Genomic DNA, 14,603 nt, shown 5'->3' with positions numbered 1-14,603 from the left:
CGCAAAAACTCAAAATTAAGTATTAGTGATGGACAGTTGGATGACTGACCGGTCACGAGCGTCACATTTGCGCGAATCACCCCCAGAGACAGCCTAAAGCAGCTCCTCCAGGCGTCCACCCAAGCGTTGCGGCAAGTTCTCCTGAATCTCGATCAAAGCCCGCTGGATCGCACTCTGGAAGCCTTGCACACCCGCAGCACCATGACTTTTCACGACAATACCCTGCAAGCCCAAAAAGCTCGCGCCATTATGCCGAGCAGGCGCTAGGTCGGCCCGCAAACGCTTGAGCATGGGCAGCGCCAACGCACCTACCGCCCTTGTAAACACGCTCTGCTTGAACAGCGATTCGATCCGATCACCGATCATAGTCGCCAATCCTTCGCTGGACTTGAGCAGGATATTACCGACAAAACCGTCGCACACCACCACATCAGCCTCGCCACGGTACACACCATCGCCCTCGACGAAACCGATATAGTTCAAACCCCGCGCAGCCTGAAGCAGAGCGGCTGCCAGCTTGACCTGCTGATTGCCCTTAATATCCTCGGTGCCAATATTGAGCAACGCCACCCGAGGCTGGGGAACACCCAACGCCTCAGCCGCGACCGCCCCCATCACAGCGAACTGATAGAGGTTTTCGGCGCTGCAATCGACATTCGCCCCCAGGTCCAGCAACTGGCAATAACCGCGCTGAGTGGGGATGGCTGCAATCATGGCGGGGCGATCGATGCCCGGCAAGGTCTTGAGCACGAAGCGCGACAGCGCCATCAGCGCCCCGGTATTACCCGCGCTGACACACGCCTGCACCTGACCAGAGGCCAGTAAACCCAGCGCCACACGCATCGACGAATCGGGCTTGCCGCGCAGGGCCTGTGAGGGACGCTCGTCCATGGCAATCACTTCGTCAGCATTTACAACACGCAGACGTGAGCGATCCACACCAGAATGGCGGGCAATCAATTCTTCAAGGAGAGGGGCTTGACCGACGAGGGTCAGGTGTAGCGAGGGTGTAGCGGCCAAACAAGCAATACTGGCCTGCACAATGCTGCGGGGACCGGAGTCCCCACCCATTGCGTCAATCGCGATGATCGAAGCGGACAAGAAATTACTCGTCAGCGCCTTTATCGATCACTTTACGACCACGGTAAACACCTTCCGGCGATACGTGGTGACGCAGGTGAATTTCACCTGTGGTTTTTTCTACAGACAGAGTGCTTGCCGAAAGAGCATCGTGGGAACGACGCATGTCACGGGCAGAGCGGGATTTTTTGTTCTGCTGAACAGCCATAATTGATTAACTCCTAAACGTTTGGGTCACGCTTTAACTGCGCCAATACACTGAACGGGTTGGACCGCGTTACCTCGTCCACGCTCGGCTCGGACTCGTTAAGGTCCGCCGGCTGCTGGCATTCTTCCGGATGATGAGCAGGCACAATGGGCAAGGCGAGCAAAAGCTCCTCCTCGATCAATGCCAGCAGATCCAATGGATCTTCGCCCAGTTCCAGCACGTCATAACCTTTCGGTAACGACTGGGTATTCGCACCCTCTTTCACCACAGCGTAACTGCATTCGCTGTGGATCGGCAGGGTGACCAGCTCAAGACAACGCTGGCAAACCATTTTGACTTCGACGTCGATGGAACTGTGGATGACCACAGATCTGCGCTCGTCGCGCTCAAAAACAAATTTCGCCTGCACCGTACCGAGGTTATCGGAAAGCGGGTCGCAGAGTCTCTCCAAATCAGCCAGCGGTACTTCTCCCTGAAGAGTAGTGCCACGATCAGCTAATTTGCGCGGGTCAACGTGAGGTGGAATCGGGTCATTCAACATAGGCGCAGCATTCTAGGGACGAGCCCTCCCTCTGTCAAAGGAAATTCAGGCCTGTGCGCCACCTTAGGTGCTGATTAGAATGACCTTTCATCTTTTGGAGAACAGCATGCCACCTCTGCTACTCGCATCCAGCTCACCCTACCGCCGCGAATTGCTCGCCCGCCTGCGCGTGCCGTTCACCTGCTACGCACCTGATATCGATGAAAACCGCCGACCTGAAGAACCCGCGATCGAACTGGTTCAGCGCCTGGCTCGAGAGAAGGCGCAGGCGCTCGCCAACAGCTACCCTGACCATCTGATCATTGGGTCGGACCAGGTCGCAGTCCTCAATGGTCAGATCCTCGGCAAGCCCCACACGTTCGAGCGTGCTCTAGAGCAATTGTCTGCCGCCAGCGGCGCAAGCGTGACGTTCCTGACCGGCCTGGCGCTGCTCAACAGCCGCACAGGCCACTGCCAGGTCGATTGCGTCCCGTTTACCGTGCACATGCGCGATCTGGATCAAGCCAGCCTCGAACGCTACCTGCGCGCCGAGCAGCCCTATGATTGCGCAGGGAGCTTCAAGGCCGAAGGGTTGGGTGTAAGCCTGTTTCGCAGCACCGAAGGCAGCGACGCTACCAGCCTGATCGGCCTGCCATTGATTCGCCTGATCGACATGCTGCTCGTGGAAGGCGTGCAAATCCCCTGATGCTCACAGACCTCCTGTGCTTTTTAATCTTTTAAAAACAATATGTTGGCACTGATCTTGATGTGTATATCCGGCATTTTGGTGTGCTGGAATTACGGTTTCGCTCTTACAGCGAGGAACCTTTTACAAACGCCGGAATGCCGGACCACTAAAAGGTACCCCAAAACGCTTGCCCCGCCATACGGATCCTCGCTCCGGCGTTGCTCCGGGGGTCGCCGCAAGGGGCCGTCCCTGGCCCCGTGCGGCTAACTCGGCATCCTTGCCTCGTACCCCCCCCCTGCGCAACGCCTGCGCTCGGCCTTCTGGAAACGGGGCCTTACCGTAATTTGACAGTCAATTCACACAAAAACCAAAGACCAATCAAGATCCCTGTAGGAGCGAACTTGTTCGCGAAGGCGGCTCAGCTGACACACTGCCACTGATCACCACACACGCAAAAACCCGACCAATGGCCGGGTTTCTGTGTACAGATCACTGCCTTTATTAGCGCAACGACGGCCCCTGAAAGCCCATCCACATCGCTAACTGGTTTGCCATGCTGACCCCCAGCTTCTTGGAGAAGCGATCAAACGCAGAGTCTTCGATGGTGTAATCGACGATCTCTTTCTCGCCGATTATCTCGCGCGCAACGTAGCTGGCACTGCCCAGACCATCGATCAGGCCCAATGGCAACGCTTGCTCGCCCGTCCAGACCAATCCGGAGAACAACTCGGGATGGTCTTTATCCTTCAGGCGATCGCCACGGCCCTGCTTGACGCTGGCGATGAACTGGCGATGAGTGGTGTCCAGCACGCCCTGCCAGAACTCGGTTTCGTCGGCCTTCTGCGGTTGGAACGGGTCAAGGAATGCTTTGTGCTCCCCCGACGTGTAGGTACGGCGATCCACGCCCAGCTTGTCCATGGTCCCGACGAAGCCAAAAGTAGCCGCCGTCACCCCAATAGAGCCCACCAGACTCGCCTTGTCGGCATAGATCTGATCGGCGGCACTGGCGATGTAGTAGGCACCGGAAGCGCCGAGATCAGTGATAACTGCGTAAACCTTGATGTTCGGCTTCTCGGCGCGCAGACGGCGTATTTCGTCATAGATGTAACCGGACTGTACCGGACTGCCGCCAGGGCTGTTGATGCGCAGAATCACGCCTTTGGTCTTGGCGTCGTCAAATGCCGCGCGCAGACTGCCGACGATGTTATCGGCACTGGCCGCTTCCTTGTCTGCAATCATGCCCTGCACTTCGATCAACGCAGTGTGACTGTCACTGCGAGACGCACTTTTTTCGAAGTCCATCAACGGTGTAAACAACAACAACGCACCGACAAGATAAGCAAACGTCAGCAGTTTGAAGAAGATACCCCAGCGCCGCGAACGTCGCTGTTCTTGCACACCGGCCAGCAAGGTCTTTTCCAGCAGCTTCCAGCTTTTGTCATCAGCGTTGCTGCCCGTTACTTCAGCCTCACTGCCTTTCCATTCGTCCGACATGTTCAATCACCCTAAAAATAATCAGCACACGCCCAACCAGGCGCGCAATTCAGGAAAACTCTCGATAGCCAGGCGCGGCTCGAATTCGCGCAACGATGCCAGTGATTGCGCACCGTAACCCACCGCAACCGAATCCATGCAGGCGTTACGCGCCATCAACAGATCAAAAGATGAATCGCCAATCATCAGCGCCTGCTCGGGCGCGACGCCGCAATGCCTGAGGATCTCATGCAGCATCAACGGGTCCGGTTTGCTCGCGGTTTCGTCGGCAGCACGCGTGATTTCGAAATAATCCTGCCAACCATGCGCGCTCAACACCCTATCCAGGCCACGACGCGATTTACCCGTGGCGACTGCAAGCTGGTAACCCTGGACTCGAAATGCTTCAAGCGACTGCACTACACCCTCGAACAACGGCGACGGCTCAGCCTCGAGTGCGATGTAGCTTTGGGCATAATGCTCACGAAAAACCGCCATCTGGCTCGGAGAAATGTCCGGGTACAGCGTACCAATCGCCTCAGGCAAGCCCAGCCCGATGATGCCTTTGATCGCAAAGTCGTCGCGTATCGCCAGATCGCACAGATTGGCCGCTACACGCATCGCTTCGACGATACGACCAATGGAATCGGCCAGCGTGCCATCCCAATCGAAAATCAGCAATTTATAGTCAGGGCGCACTCAAACGCTCCACGGTCTTGGCCCACATATCATCGACTGGCGCCTGCAACTTCAGTTCACCGCCATCCGGCAGCGGGACCGTCAGCATGTAAGCATGCAGGAACAGGCGCTTGCCGCCCAAATCACGGATTTCACGGCTGAAGTCTTCATCACCGTACTTGGTGTCGCCCGCGATGCAATGCCCGGCGTGCAGGGTGTGGACGCGGATTTGGTGAGTACGCCCCGTCACCGGCTTGGCCTCGACCATGGTGGCGAAATCACCGAAGCGACGCAGCACCTTGAAGATTGTCAGCGCCTCCTTACCCTCTTCGTTGACCTCGACCATGCGCTCGCCGGACCGCAGATTGCTCTTGAGCAACGGCGCGTTCACCCGTTTCTGAGCAGTCGCCCAGTGCCCACGGACCAGTGCCATATAACGCTTATCAACACCATCACCGCGCAATGCTTCATGCAGATGACGGAGCATGCTGCGTTTTTTCGCAATCATCAGTAAGCCAGAAGTGTCCCGATCGAGCCGATGGACCAACTCCAACTCCTTGGCGTCCGGACGCATCTGACGAAAGGCTTCGATCACCCCGTAATTCAGGCCGCTACCGCCATGCACAGCGATGCCAGCGGGCTTGTTCAGCACGATCAGGGCCTTGTCTTCGTAGACAATCGCGGCTTCCAGGCGCTGCAGCAGGCCTTGCGCCACAGGCACAGGCTCGTCACGCTCGGGCAGGCGCAGAGGCGGCACGCGAATGATATCGCCGCCCTTCAGCTTGTACTCAGGCTTGATCCGACCTTTGTTCACACGCACTTCGCCTTTACGCAAAATGCGATAAATCAAGGTCTTGGGAACACCCTTGAGATAAGTGAAGAGAAAGTTATCGATGCGTTGACCGGCAAGTTCCGGCGCAACCTCAACCAGCTGGACGCCGGAGGTTGGAGGGGCAATATTCGTCATGCCGCAAATCATAACAATTTTTATGGATTTGAAGCACTTAATGATTGCTGCTATAGTCGCGAACGTCGCCAAAAGCGGCCTGGACAGCGGACAAACGGTATAACCACCGGCCCTGACCATCGCAATTCCAAGGACGCAAGGCCGTCCGACGGGGCTTTCGCTGGACAACGGAAGATCTGGAAACGTAACGAGCGCAGGTGACATGAGGCCTGAAACAAGCCAGATCGCAGAGTTATCACTCGCCTTCGGAGCCCATATTCACGGCCAGTTCACAAAGTGCAGTCGCTTTCAGACGCTCCGAGCGAACGCTTCGGAAATAAAGCCTTAAGCAATGATGCGCGATCTTCCCTATCGAAGATCGCGGTAAATGCCAACCCGTTGCGGATTCTGCGCACGGCAGCACCCGACCTATCATGTATACGTGTGGGGTGGAGACGCACAACCATCGGACTGTGTAGCACTAGGCTTTATTCAAGACGCTCATATCGTCCGCTGCCGATGGTTGATTCCTCCTCCTGACAAAGCTTTTGCTGACAGGGTGTCTTTTGTCACCACAGCAAGCAGGAAACGTCGTCGCAAGTCCGACCCCGCTGGTCGAAACTCGCTAGACACTGGAGTGGCCAACCACTCCTGACGCGCCCTGACACCGACCGTGAGAAGTCGTGTGTGCCGAACGCCGTTTCCGGCAGCCCGGAAACCGACGGTACTACATGAAAAGAATGCTGATTAACGCAACTCAACCCGAAGAGTTGCGTGTTGCACTGGTAGATGGCCAACGCCTTTACGACCTGGACATCGAATCCGGTGCACGCGAGCAGAAGAAGGCCAACATCTATAAAGGCCGGATTACTCGCATCGAACCAAGCCTTGAAGCTGCCTTTGTCGACTTTGGCTCTGAGCGCCACGGCTTCCTGCCACTCAAAGAAATCTCCCGCGAATACTTCAAGAAAGCACCTGAAGGCCGCGTCAACATCAAGGACGTCCTGACCGAAGGCCAGGAAGTCATCGTTCAGGTCGAAAAAGAAGAACGTGGCAACAAGGGCGCAGCCCTGACCACCTTTATCAGCCTGGCCGGTCGTTATCTGGTACTGATGCCGAACAACCCGCGTGCCGGCGGTATCTCGCGTCGCATCGAAGGCGAAGAACGCAATGAGTTGCGTGAAGCGCTGAACGGTCTGATCGCTCCGGCCGACATGGGTTTGATCGTGCGCACTGCCGGCCTTGGCCGCAGCAGCGAAGAAATGCAATGGGACCTCGATTACCTGCTGCAACTGTGGACCGCTATCAAAGAAGCGTCGCTTGATCGTTCCGCGCCGTTCCTGATCTATCAGGAAAGCAACGTCATCATCCGCGCCATTCGCGATTACCTGCGCCAGGACATCGGCGAAGTGCTGATCGACAGCGTTGAAGCCCAGGAAGAAGCCCTGACCTTCATTCGCCAGGTGATGCCGCAGTACGCCAGCAAAATCAAGCTCTACGAAGACAGCGTACCGCTGTTCAACCGATTCCAGATCGAAAGCCAGATCGAGACCGCTTTCCAGCGCGTCGTCGAATTGCCTTCCGGTGGCTCCATCGTCATCGATCCGACCGAAGCCCTGGTGTCCATCGACATCAACTCGGCGCGCGCCACCAAAGGCAGCGACATCGAAGAAACCGCGCTGCAAACCAACCTGGAAGCGGCTGAAGAAATCGCCCGTCAGTTGCGTCTGCGTGATATCGGCGGCCTGATCGTCATCGACTTCATCGACATGACCCCGGCCAAGAACCAGCGCGCCGTGGAAGAGAAAGTCCGCGAAAGCCTGGAACAAGACCGTGCCCGCGTCCAAGTGGGCCGCATCTCGCGTTTCGGCCTGCTGGAAATGTCCCGTCAGCGCCTGCGTCCATCGCTCGGCGAAAGCAGCGGTATCGTTTGCCCTCGTTGCAACGGCACCGGCATCATTCGTGATGTTGAATCGCTGTCGCTGGCAATCCTTCGCCTGATCGAAGAAGAAGCCCTGAAAGACCGCACTGCCGAAGTTCGCGCTCAGGTGCCAATCCCGGTGGCTGCGTTCCTGCTCAACGAAAAACGCAACTCGATCACCAAGATCGAACTGCGCACTCACGCCCGCATCGTCATCCTGCCGAACGATCACCTCGAGACGCCGCACTTTGAAGTGCAGCGCCTGCGTGATGACAGCCCGGAAGCCCACATCAACCAGTCCAGCTACGAAATCGCTGCGGCTGCCGCTGAAGTGGAAGAAGTGCCGCCCGCCCCAGCCGCGACCCGTACTCTGGTTCGTCAGGAAGCTGCGGTCAAAACTGCTCCGCCGCGTGCCAACGCGCCGATGCCAGTTGAAGCCGTTGCACCGGCACCCGCTCCAATTGTGCACGAACCAAGCCTGTTCAAGGGTCTGGTGAAGTCGCTGGTCAGCCTGTTCGCCACCAAGGAAGAGCCCGCACCGGTCGTGGTTGAAAAGCCTGCGGCCGAACGCCCTGTTCGTACCGAAGAACGCCGCAACGGACGTCAGCAGAGCCGCAGCCGTACTGGCCGCCGCGATGAAGAACGCAAACCACGCGAAGATCGCGCCCCTCGTGAAGAACGTGCACCGCGTGAAGAGCGTGCGCCTCGTGAGGAACGCGCACCCCGCGAAGAACGTGCACCCCGTGAAGCCCGTGAAGAAACTACGGCTGCGGCCCCAGCCCCTCGCGAAGAGCGCGCAGCTCGCCCACCTCGTGAAGAACGCGCCCCACGTGCCCCACGTGAAGATCGCAAGCCACGCGAAGAGCGTCCGGTCCGCGAACTGCGCGAGCCACTGGATGCCATCGCTCCAGTTGAAGCCCGTAGCGAAGAACGTCCTGAACGCGCACCGCGTGAAGAACGCCAGCCGCGTGCACCGCGTGAAGAGCGTCAGCCACGTGCCGAGCAGGCCGTAGCGGTCATCGAAGAAGACGTGCTACCTAACGAAGAACTGTTGCAGGACGACAACCAGGATGACGCCGAAGGTGATCGCCCTCGTCGTCGTTCACGCGGTCAGCGTCGTCGCAGCAACCGTCGTGAGCGTCAACGTGATGCCAACGGCAATGTGATCGAAGGCCCGGAAGGTTCGGAAGGCTCTGAAGAGAGCTCCAGCGAAGAAACCACTTCCGATCTGGCTGCCGGTCTGGCAGTGACTGCCGCCGTCGCCAGCAGCGTGATCAGTGCACCGGCCGAAGCCGATGCACACCTTCAGGCTGAACGTGCCACTGCTGCTGTAGAAGTAACCGAAGCGCCAGTCGTCGAGACCCCAGTGGTTGAAGCGCCTATCGCTCACGTTGCCCCACGCGCCGAAGCCGCGCCGGACGTTGAAGTTCAGTACACGCCACGCGAAGAAGTTGCAGCACCGGCTGAACAACCGGCTGTCGCCGCTCAAGCCGAGCTGTTCAGCGCACCTGTCGTCGAACACGCGGCGTCGTATCACAAAACACCAGTGGCCCCTGTTCAGGAAGAGGTTCAGGCAACTGAGTCGCCAGAACTGCCGACCGAAGCACCTGCTGCACCGGTCGTCGCTGAACCTGTGGTAGCCGAACAACCTGCACCGGTTGCTCTGGAAGTCAACGCCGCACCACAAGCGCCTGAGGCTGTGGTTGAAGCTATCGCTGAAGAAGCTCCGGTTCTTCCGGTCAGCAGCACGGGCCGCGCGCCGAACGATCCTCGCGAAGTGCGTCGTATCAAGCGTGAAGCCGAGCGTCTGCAAAAAGAAGCTGAAGAAGCAGCCGTCAATGCTCCACAGGTTGCCGCTGCTGTAGAACCTGCTCCGGTCGTTGCTGACGTCGAATCAACCCAGCACACTGAAAGCACTGAACAAGCGCCGGTAATCGATGAGAACCTGCGCTCGATTGAAGAAGTTGTGCAGCATCACCCTGAAGCACTGGAAGAAAGCAAAGAGCCTAAACCGCTCGCTTAATCCCGGCTGATGAAAAAGCCCCCACCTGCGCAAGCAGATGGGGGCTTTTTTTATGCTTTGGGTTTTGTCTGGTAGACCACGCTGGATTCTTCGCAGCGGGACGCGTAGTTGCAAGCCTGCTCCCACAGGATTTTGATCTGCCGTTGGGATTTTGTGTGAATTGAGTATCGAATTACGGCAAGCCCCCTTTTCCAGGAGGCCGAGCGCAGGCGTTGCGCAGGGGGTAACGAGGCAAGGATGCCGAGTAAGCCGCACGGGGCCAGGGACGGCCCCTTGCGGCGACCCCCGGAGCAACGCCGGAGCGAGGGAAATCCGAGCCTAAGCGAGGATCCGTATGGAGGGGCAAAGCGTTTTGGCGGGACCTTTTTGCGGTTCGGCGTCCCGACGTTTGAAAAAGGTTCCTCGCTGTAAAAGCGAAACCGTAATTCCAGCACACCAAAATGCCGGATATACACATCAAGACCAGCGCCAACATATTGTTTTTAAAAGATTAAAAAGCAGTTTTATGGGAGCAGGCTTGCCTGCGAAACGGTATGTCAGCTATCAGGGCATGAACACCAACGCCGCTGGCGTATCAACGTCCCACAGCACGCCGGGGTCGTCGACCGGCACTTCCCGCACAAGCCCAGGCTGGAACAACCGTTTTGCGCCACGCTCGCCCGCCAATGCCATCAACGACAGGCAAAACCGTCGGCCGAATGCTACCGGGTGACCGTACTCTCCGGCGCTGACCGGCACGCTGATGGACCCGTCTTGCAGTGAGTCGATCACCCGACCCAGCGTATCGGGCAAGATAAACGGCATATCCCCTAATACAATCAGCCAACCGCGATGGTCGGGCTGAGCGGTAACCGCCGCAGCGATGCTGTCGCCCATACCGCCTGACGCCAGCAACTCCACTTGGCAGCCATAACGCAGCCCAAGCTCGATGACCTCAAGGCTCTCGGGACGGGTCAATAACACACAGTTATCCACAGCCCCTTTATCCACAGCCGCCTGCACATTTAGCAACACCTGTTCCAGCACGGGTCGCATAACACCGTCGCGCCCGATACACGGCGCCAGCAACTTATCCTGATCGCCGCCGGCAATCTCCCGGTAGCGACTGCCCTGCCCTGCGGCAAGTACGACAGCACAGACGGTCGTGTTCAACGTCCGACCTCCGCGCTGTGTGGTTTTTTCTGGGTCAAGGGGATGCCGTTTTTGAGGGTCACGATCTCCGCCATCAGCGACAACGCGATTTCCGCAGGGGTATGGCTGCCAATATGTAGACCGATAGGCCCATGCAAACGCTCGATAACCTCGTCATCCAGGCCCAGTTGAGCAAGGTTTTCCCGGCGTTTCTGACTGGTGGCCCGCGAACCGAGCGCGCCCACGTAAAACGCTTTTGAACTCAATGCCGTGAGCAAGGCCATGTCATCCAGACGCGGGTCGTGGGTCAGGGCAACGATGGCGGTGCGCTCGTCGGGTTCGATGGTCAGCACTGCATCATCCGGCATACCAGACACGAAGCGCGCTTGCTGATTTTCCCAACCGTAGGCAAATTCCTTGCGCGGATCACAGATCAGCACGTCGAAATCCAGCAAATGAGCCATTTCGGCGACATACCGTGACAATTGCCCCGCGCCAATCAACAGCAGACGCCAGCGCGGTCCAAAAATTGTGCGCAGCGTCTGGCCATCGAACGTCACCCCCTCTTCACGACTGGCCGGGTGCAGGCTGACGGCACCAGACCGTAGATTCAGCTCACGGGCGACGATCTGGTGATCCTCACAGCGCTGCAATACGTCGGCGACCCACTGCGCATCACCGACCCATTCTTCGGTCAAACGCAACGTACCGCCGCACGGCAGCCCAAATCGGGCGGCCTCTTCGCGGGTCACGCCATAGGTCACCAGTTGCACGCCATCGCTGGCGTGCACACGCCCCTCCTGCAAGCGCGCAATCAGGTCGTCCTCGATGCAACCACCCGATACAGAACCGACGACCATGCCGTCTTCGCGCAAGGCCAGCATCGCGCCGGGTGGCCGAGGCGCACTGCCCCAGGTCTGCACCACGCTGTACAGCAGCACACGGTGCCCGGCGCGGCGCCATTCGAGGACGCTGCGCAGGACATTCAGGTCAACGCTGTCCATCAGACCTTGGCCTGCTTCGCCTGCCAGCCGTTGAGCTGATAGCGAATCGGCAGGCTGCGGATGCGTTGGCCCGTCGCGGCGAAGATCGCGTTGCACAAGGCCGGCGCAATCGGTGGCACACCTGGCTCGCCAACACCGCCCAACGGCACGTCACCGGCAGGGGTCACCAGATGCACGGCGACCTGCTTGGGTGCCAACGACATGCGGGCGACTTCGTACATGTGGAAGTTGTCCTGCTGAACCTTGCCTTCCTTGAAGCTGATCTCTCCCAATACCGCGTTGCCCAGACCCATCACACAGGCACCTTCGAACTGCGAACGAATCCGCTCGGGGTTGATCTGCGGCCCGCAATCCACGGCGATGTCGGCTTTGTGCACGATCAAGGTGCCATCGTCCTTGACCTCGACTTCAATCACCGCCGCAACATAGGTGACGAAGCTGTAATGCGCGGCCAGGCCCAGGCCACGGCCCTTGGGCAATTTACGCCCCCAATCGGCTTCCTTGGCAGCCCGCTCGATCACTGCACGCAAGCGCGCGGTATCAATCGGGTACCGCTCCGGAGACTCGCCGTAGTTCCATTCTTCACTGAGGGTGCGTGGATCAATTTTTCGATCCGAGCCCAGGAGTTTCAGCTGGTACTTCAAGGGGTCTTGCTTTGCTTTGGCCGCCAGCTCATCGATAAAGCTCTGTACCGCAAACCCGTGGGGAATGTTCGATACCGAGCGATACCAACCCACACGGGTGTGGGCCACGGCTTCGGGGTTTTCCAGGCGGACATTGGGGATCGCGTACGGCATGTTGGTAAAGCCCATGCCCAATTCGAACGCACCCTCGTTCTTCACCCCCGGTGCAAACAGCGCGGTGATGCTAGGTGCTACGGTGCGGTGCAACCAGCCAGACGGCATGCCGTCCTTATTGAGGCTGGCCTTGAGGTACTCCGCCGACACCGTGTGGAAATATGAGTTATGAATATCGTCTTCCCGCGTCCATTGGACCCGCACCGCTTTACCGGGCATGGCTTTGGCCAGGATCGCGGCTTCGACGACAAAGTCAGGCTTGGACTTGCGCCCGAAACCGCCGCCCAGCAGGGTGACATTGACGGTGACCTTATCGAAGGTGATACCCAAACGGTCCGCGATCCGCGTGCGGGTCACTTGTGGCGCCTGGCTCGGTGCCCAGGCCTCACACGCGCCGTCCTTGAACAGAGCGATGGCGACCATGGGCTCCATCGGCGATTGCGCCAGGTGCGGTAGGTAATACGCGGCGTCGAGACTGCTGTGAGCCTTGCTCATCGCGTTGTCGATGTCACCGGTACTACGGACCACTTTGCCTGGCTTCTGCGCGGCAGCTTCCAGTTCCTTGCGGTAGGCGACCGAGTCGTAACTGGCGTTAACGCCATCGTCCCACTCGATTTTAAGTGCATCACGACCTTTGATCGCAGCCCAAGTGTTGCTGGCGATAACTGCCACGCCGCCCAGCGGCTGGAACTCGGAAGGCAGAGGGCTGCTCTCGATTTCCATAACTTTGATCACGCCGGGTACTTTCAGCGCTTCGCTGGAATCAACCGTTTTCACTTTGCCGCCATACACCCGTGGCCGCGCGATGGTGGCGTAGACCATGCCGTCGATATGCACGTCTGCGCCATAAATCGCCCGGCCATTGACGATGTCATCACCATCGAGGGCGCGCTTCGCTTCCTTGCCGATATAACGGAACTCCGAAGGCTGCTTGAGGCGCAGGCTATCGCGTGCGGGAACCGCCAGCGCACCGGCAGCAGTGGCCAAGGCGCCATACCCCAACTCGCGCCCCGTCGGCCTGTGGATAACTTTATGCAGCTGCGCGTGGCATTCGGCCAACGGCACTTTCCATTGATCGGCAGCAGCTTGTTCAAGCATGGTCCGCGCGGCAGCACCGCAGCGGCGCATTGGTTCAAACCAGTGGCGCATGCTGCGTGAACCGTCGGTGTCTTGGTTGCCGAAACGAACCTCGTCAGCCGGCGCCTGCTTGACCTTGACCTGCGCCCAATCGGCTTCCAGTTCGTCCGCGACCACCATGCTCAGGCTGCTGCGAATGCCCTGGCCCATTTCAGAACGGTTGCACGTCACGGTCACGGTGCCGTCTGCATCGATGCTGACGTAGACCTTCGGGTCGTCGACCGAACCGTGCGGCATGCCGTCGGCGCCGAACTTTTTCTCGTCAGCGAAGGCATCCTGCCAACCCCAACTGGCAGCCAGCACCAGCGCGCTGGTCGCACCGACACCTTTAAGAAAACCACGTCGGCTCAAGTTGTTCAGGGCGAAATCGTTCAGGGACTGGCTCATGCCTTGGCCTCCTTCAGGTGAGTCGCGGCCTGATGGATCGCAGTTTTGATTCGGTTATAGGTACCGCAACGGCAAATGTTGCCAGACATATAGTCTTCAATCTGAGCGTCGCTAGGCGCCGGATTGCTCTTGAGCAAGGCGGTGGCGGACATGATCTGTCCACCCTGACAGAAGCCGCATTGGGCTACGCCGTTATCGAGCCAGGCTTGCTGCACCACTTGCCCGACCGGATCGCTGTGCAAGTTATCGATGGTGGTGACCGGTTGACCGACCACGCTGCTGATCGGGGTCACACATGAGCGCGCTGGCTCACCGTTGATATGGATGGTGCAGGCACCGCACACGCCCATGCCACAGCCGAATTTGGTCCCGGTGTAACCCGCAATGTCTCGAATAGCCCACAGCAGCGGCATATCGTCAGTCGCATCCAATTGGTGATCTTTGCCATTGAGGTTCAGGGTAATCATGGAGCACGCCGCCTATTTATCAGGGGTTCGAGACGAGCGATCTTTCTCTGGATTCAGCTCTTTGGCTAAGGCAGATCGGCTCTGGCTAATACAGGACCGTGTCGCACGGCCCCTCGGTTCGGATACATCAACACGTCACTCGC

Annotated in this window: 12 protein-coding genes and 1 pseudogene; 2 read left to right on the top strand and 11 right to left on the bottom strand. The window is 58.6% G+C overall.

Going from position 1 to position 14,603, the window contains the following annotated elements; translation table 11 throughout:
* Positions 1-93 precede the first annotated feature (93 nt).
* The 3 genes from plsX to AC1ME2_RS20975 are packed head-to-tail and all read right to left on the bottom strand — an operon-like array spanning position 94 to position 1,829.
* Positions 94-1,101: a phosphate acyltransferase PlsX gene (gene plsX, locus AC1ME2_RS20985; RefSeq protein ID WP_480436462.1), complete on the bottom strand. Its 1,008-nt coding sequence runs from the start codon at positions 1,099-1,101 to the stop codon at positions 94-96.
* Positions 1,102-1,105: 4 nt separating this feature from the next.
* Complete coding sequence (gene rpmF, locus AC1ME2_RS20980; protein ID WP_003442519.1) at positions 1,106-1,288, bottom strand: 50S ribosomal protein L32; 183 nt, start codon at positions 1,286-1,288, stop codon at positions 1,106-1,108.
* A gap of 13 nt (positions 1,289-1,301) precedes the next feature.
* The gene (locus AC1ME2_RS20975) at positions 1,302-1,829 is read right to left on the bottom strand and encodes a YceD family protein (RefSeq protein WP_480436459.1); all 528 of its coding nucleotides are present in this window, start codon (positions 1,827-1,829) and stop codon (positions 1,302-1,304) included.
* Positions 1,830-1,935: 106 nt separating this feature from the next.
* Between AC1ME2_RS20975 and AC1ME2_RS20970 the strand changes: the two genes are divergently transcribed.
* On the top strand, positions 1,936-2,514 hold the full coding sequence (locus tag AC1ME2_RS20970) for a Maf family protein (RefSeq protein ID WP_480436457.1): 579 nt from the start codon (positions 1,936-1,938) through the stop codon (positions 2,512-2,514).
* A 483-nt stretch (positions 2,515-2,997) separates the two neighbouring features.
* On the opposite strand, the gene AC1ME2_RS20965 is transcribed toward AC1ME2_RS20970, so the two are convergent.
* Genes AC1ME2_RS20965 through rluC form a run of 3 tightly spaced genes read right to left on the bottom strand, consistent with a single transcriptional unit; the run spans position 2,998 to position 5,614 of the window.
* Complete coding sequence (locus AC1ME2_RS20965) at positions 2,998-3,990, bottom strand: S49 family peptidase (protein WP_480436456.1); 993 nt, start codon at positions 3,988-3,990, stop codon at positions 2,998-3,000.
* Between the two features lie 21 nt (positions 3,991-4,011).
* A complete protein-coding gene (locus tag AC1ME2_RS20960) occupies positions 4,012-4,668 on the bottom strand; it encodes an HAD-IA family hydrolase (protein WP_480436455.1) in 657 nt (218 codons plus the stop codon).
* Entirely contained in the window at positions 4,658-5,614 is a 957-nt protein-coding gene (rluC, locus tag AC1ME2_RS20955) for a 23S rRNA pseudouridine(955/2504/2580) synthase RluC (RefSeq protein ID WP_480436454.1), read from the bottom strand. Before rluC ends, AC1ME2_RS20960 begins: the two co-directional genes overlap by 11 nt.
* 710 nt (positions 5,615-6,324) lie before the next feature.
* On the opposite strand from rluC, the gene rne reads away from it, so the two are divergent.
* Entirely contained in the window at positions 6,325-9,537 is a 3,213-nt protein-coding gene (gene rne / locus AC1ME2_RS20950) for a ribonuclease E (RefSeq protein ID WP_480436451.1), read from the top strand.
* A 543-nt stretch (positions 9,538-10,080) separates the two neighbouring features.
* Here rne and AC1ME2_RS20945 read toward each other — a convergent pair.
* From AC1ME2_RS20945 to AC1ME2_RS20925, 5 genes and pseudogenes are all read right to left on the bottom strand, one after another.
* Complete coding sequence (locus tag AC1ME2_RS20945) at positions 10,081-10,689, bottom strand: nucleotidyltransferase family protein (RefSeq protein WP_480436450.1); 609 nt, start codon at positions 10,687-10,689, stop codon at positions 10,081-10,083.
* The gene (locus tag AC1ME2_RS20940) at positions 10,686-11,672 is read right to left on the bottom strand and encodes an XdhC family protein (protein ID WP_480436449.1); all 987 of its coding nucleotides are present in this window, start codon (positions 11,670-11,672) and stop codon (positions 10,686-10,688) included. The genes AC1ME2_RS20945 and AC1ME2_RS20940 overlap by 4 nt, the downstream gene beginning before the upstream one ends.
* A complete protein-coding gene (locus AC1ME2_RS20935) occupies positions 11,672-13,456 on the bottom strand; it encodes a xanthine dehydrogenase family protein molybdopterin-binding subunit (RefSeq protein ID WP_480442256.1) in 1,785 nt (594 codons plus the stop codon). The genes AC1ME2_RS20940 and AC1ME2_RS20935 overlap by 1 nt, the downstream gene beginning before the upstream one ends.
* Positions 13,457-13,495: 39 nt before the next feature.
* Positions 13,496-13,927: pseudogene (locus AC1ME2_RS20930) on the bottom strand (molybdopterin cofactor-binding domain-containing protein); the annotation flags it as partial.
* 62 nt (positions 13,928-13,989) lie between these two features.
* A complete protein-coding gene (locus tag AC1ME2_RS20925) occupies positions 13,990-14,460 on the bottom strand; it encodes a (2Fe-2S)-binding protein (protein WP_480436447.1) in 471 nt (156 codons plus the stop codon).
* Positions 14,461-14,603 lie beyond the last annotated feature (143 nt).

It is taken from the genome of Pseudomonas sp. ASL9 (genome assembly GCF_056680335.1).
This window is presented reverse-complemented; position numbering and strand designations above follow the sequence as displayed.

Coding starts and splice junctions, on each gene's coding strand:
- rpmF (WP_003442519.1), bottom strand. CDS start 1,288: ATGGCTGTTCAGCAGAACAAAAAATCCCGCTCTGCCCGTGACATGCGT.
- AC1ME2_RS20975 (WP_480436459.1), bottom strand. CDS start 1,829: ATGTTGAATGACCCGATTCCACCTCACGTTGACCCGCGCAAATTAGCT.
- AC1ME2_RS20970 (WP_480436457.1), top strand. CDS start 1,936: ATGCCACCTCTGCTACTCGCATCCAGCTCACCCTACCGCCGCGAATTG.
- AC1ME2_RS20965 (WP_480436456.1), bottom strand. CDS start 3,990: ATGTCGGACGAATGGAAAGGCAGTGAGGCTGAAGTAACGGGCAGCAAC.
- rluC (WP_480436454.1), bottom strand. CDS start 5,614: ATGACGAATATTGCCCCTCCAACCTCCGGCGTCCAGCTGGTTGAGGTT.
- rne (WP_480436451.1), top strand. CDS start 6,325: ATGAAAAGAATGCTGATTAACGCAACTCAACCCGAAGAGTTGCGTGTT.
- AC1ME2_RS20940 (WP_480436449.1), bottom strand. CDS start 11,672: ATGGACAGCGTTGACCTGAATGTCCTGCGCAGCGTCCTCGAATGGCGC.
- AC1ME2_RS20925 (WP_480436447.1), bottom strand. CDS start 14,460: ATGATTACCCTGAACCTCAATGGCAAAGATCACCAATTGGATGCGACT.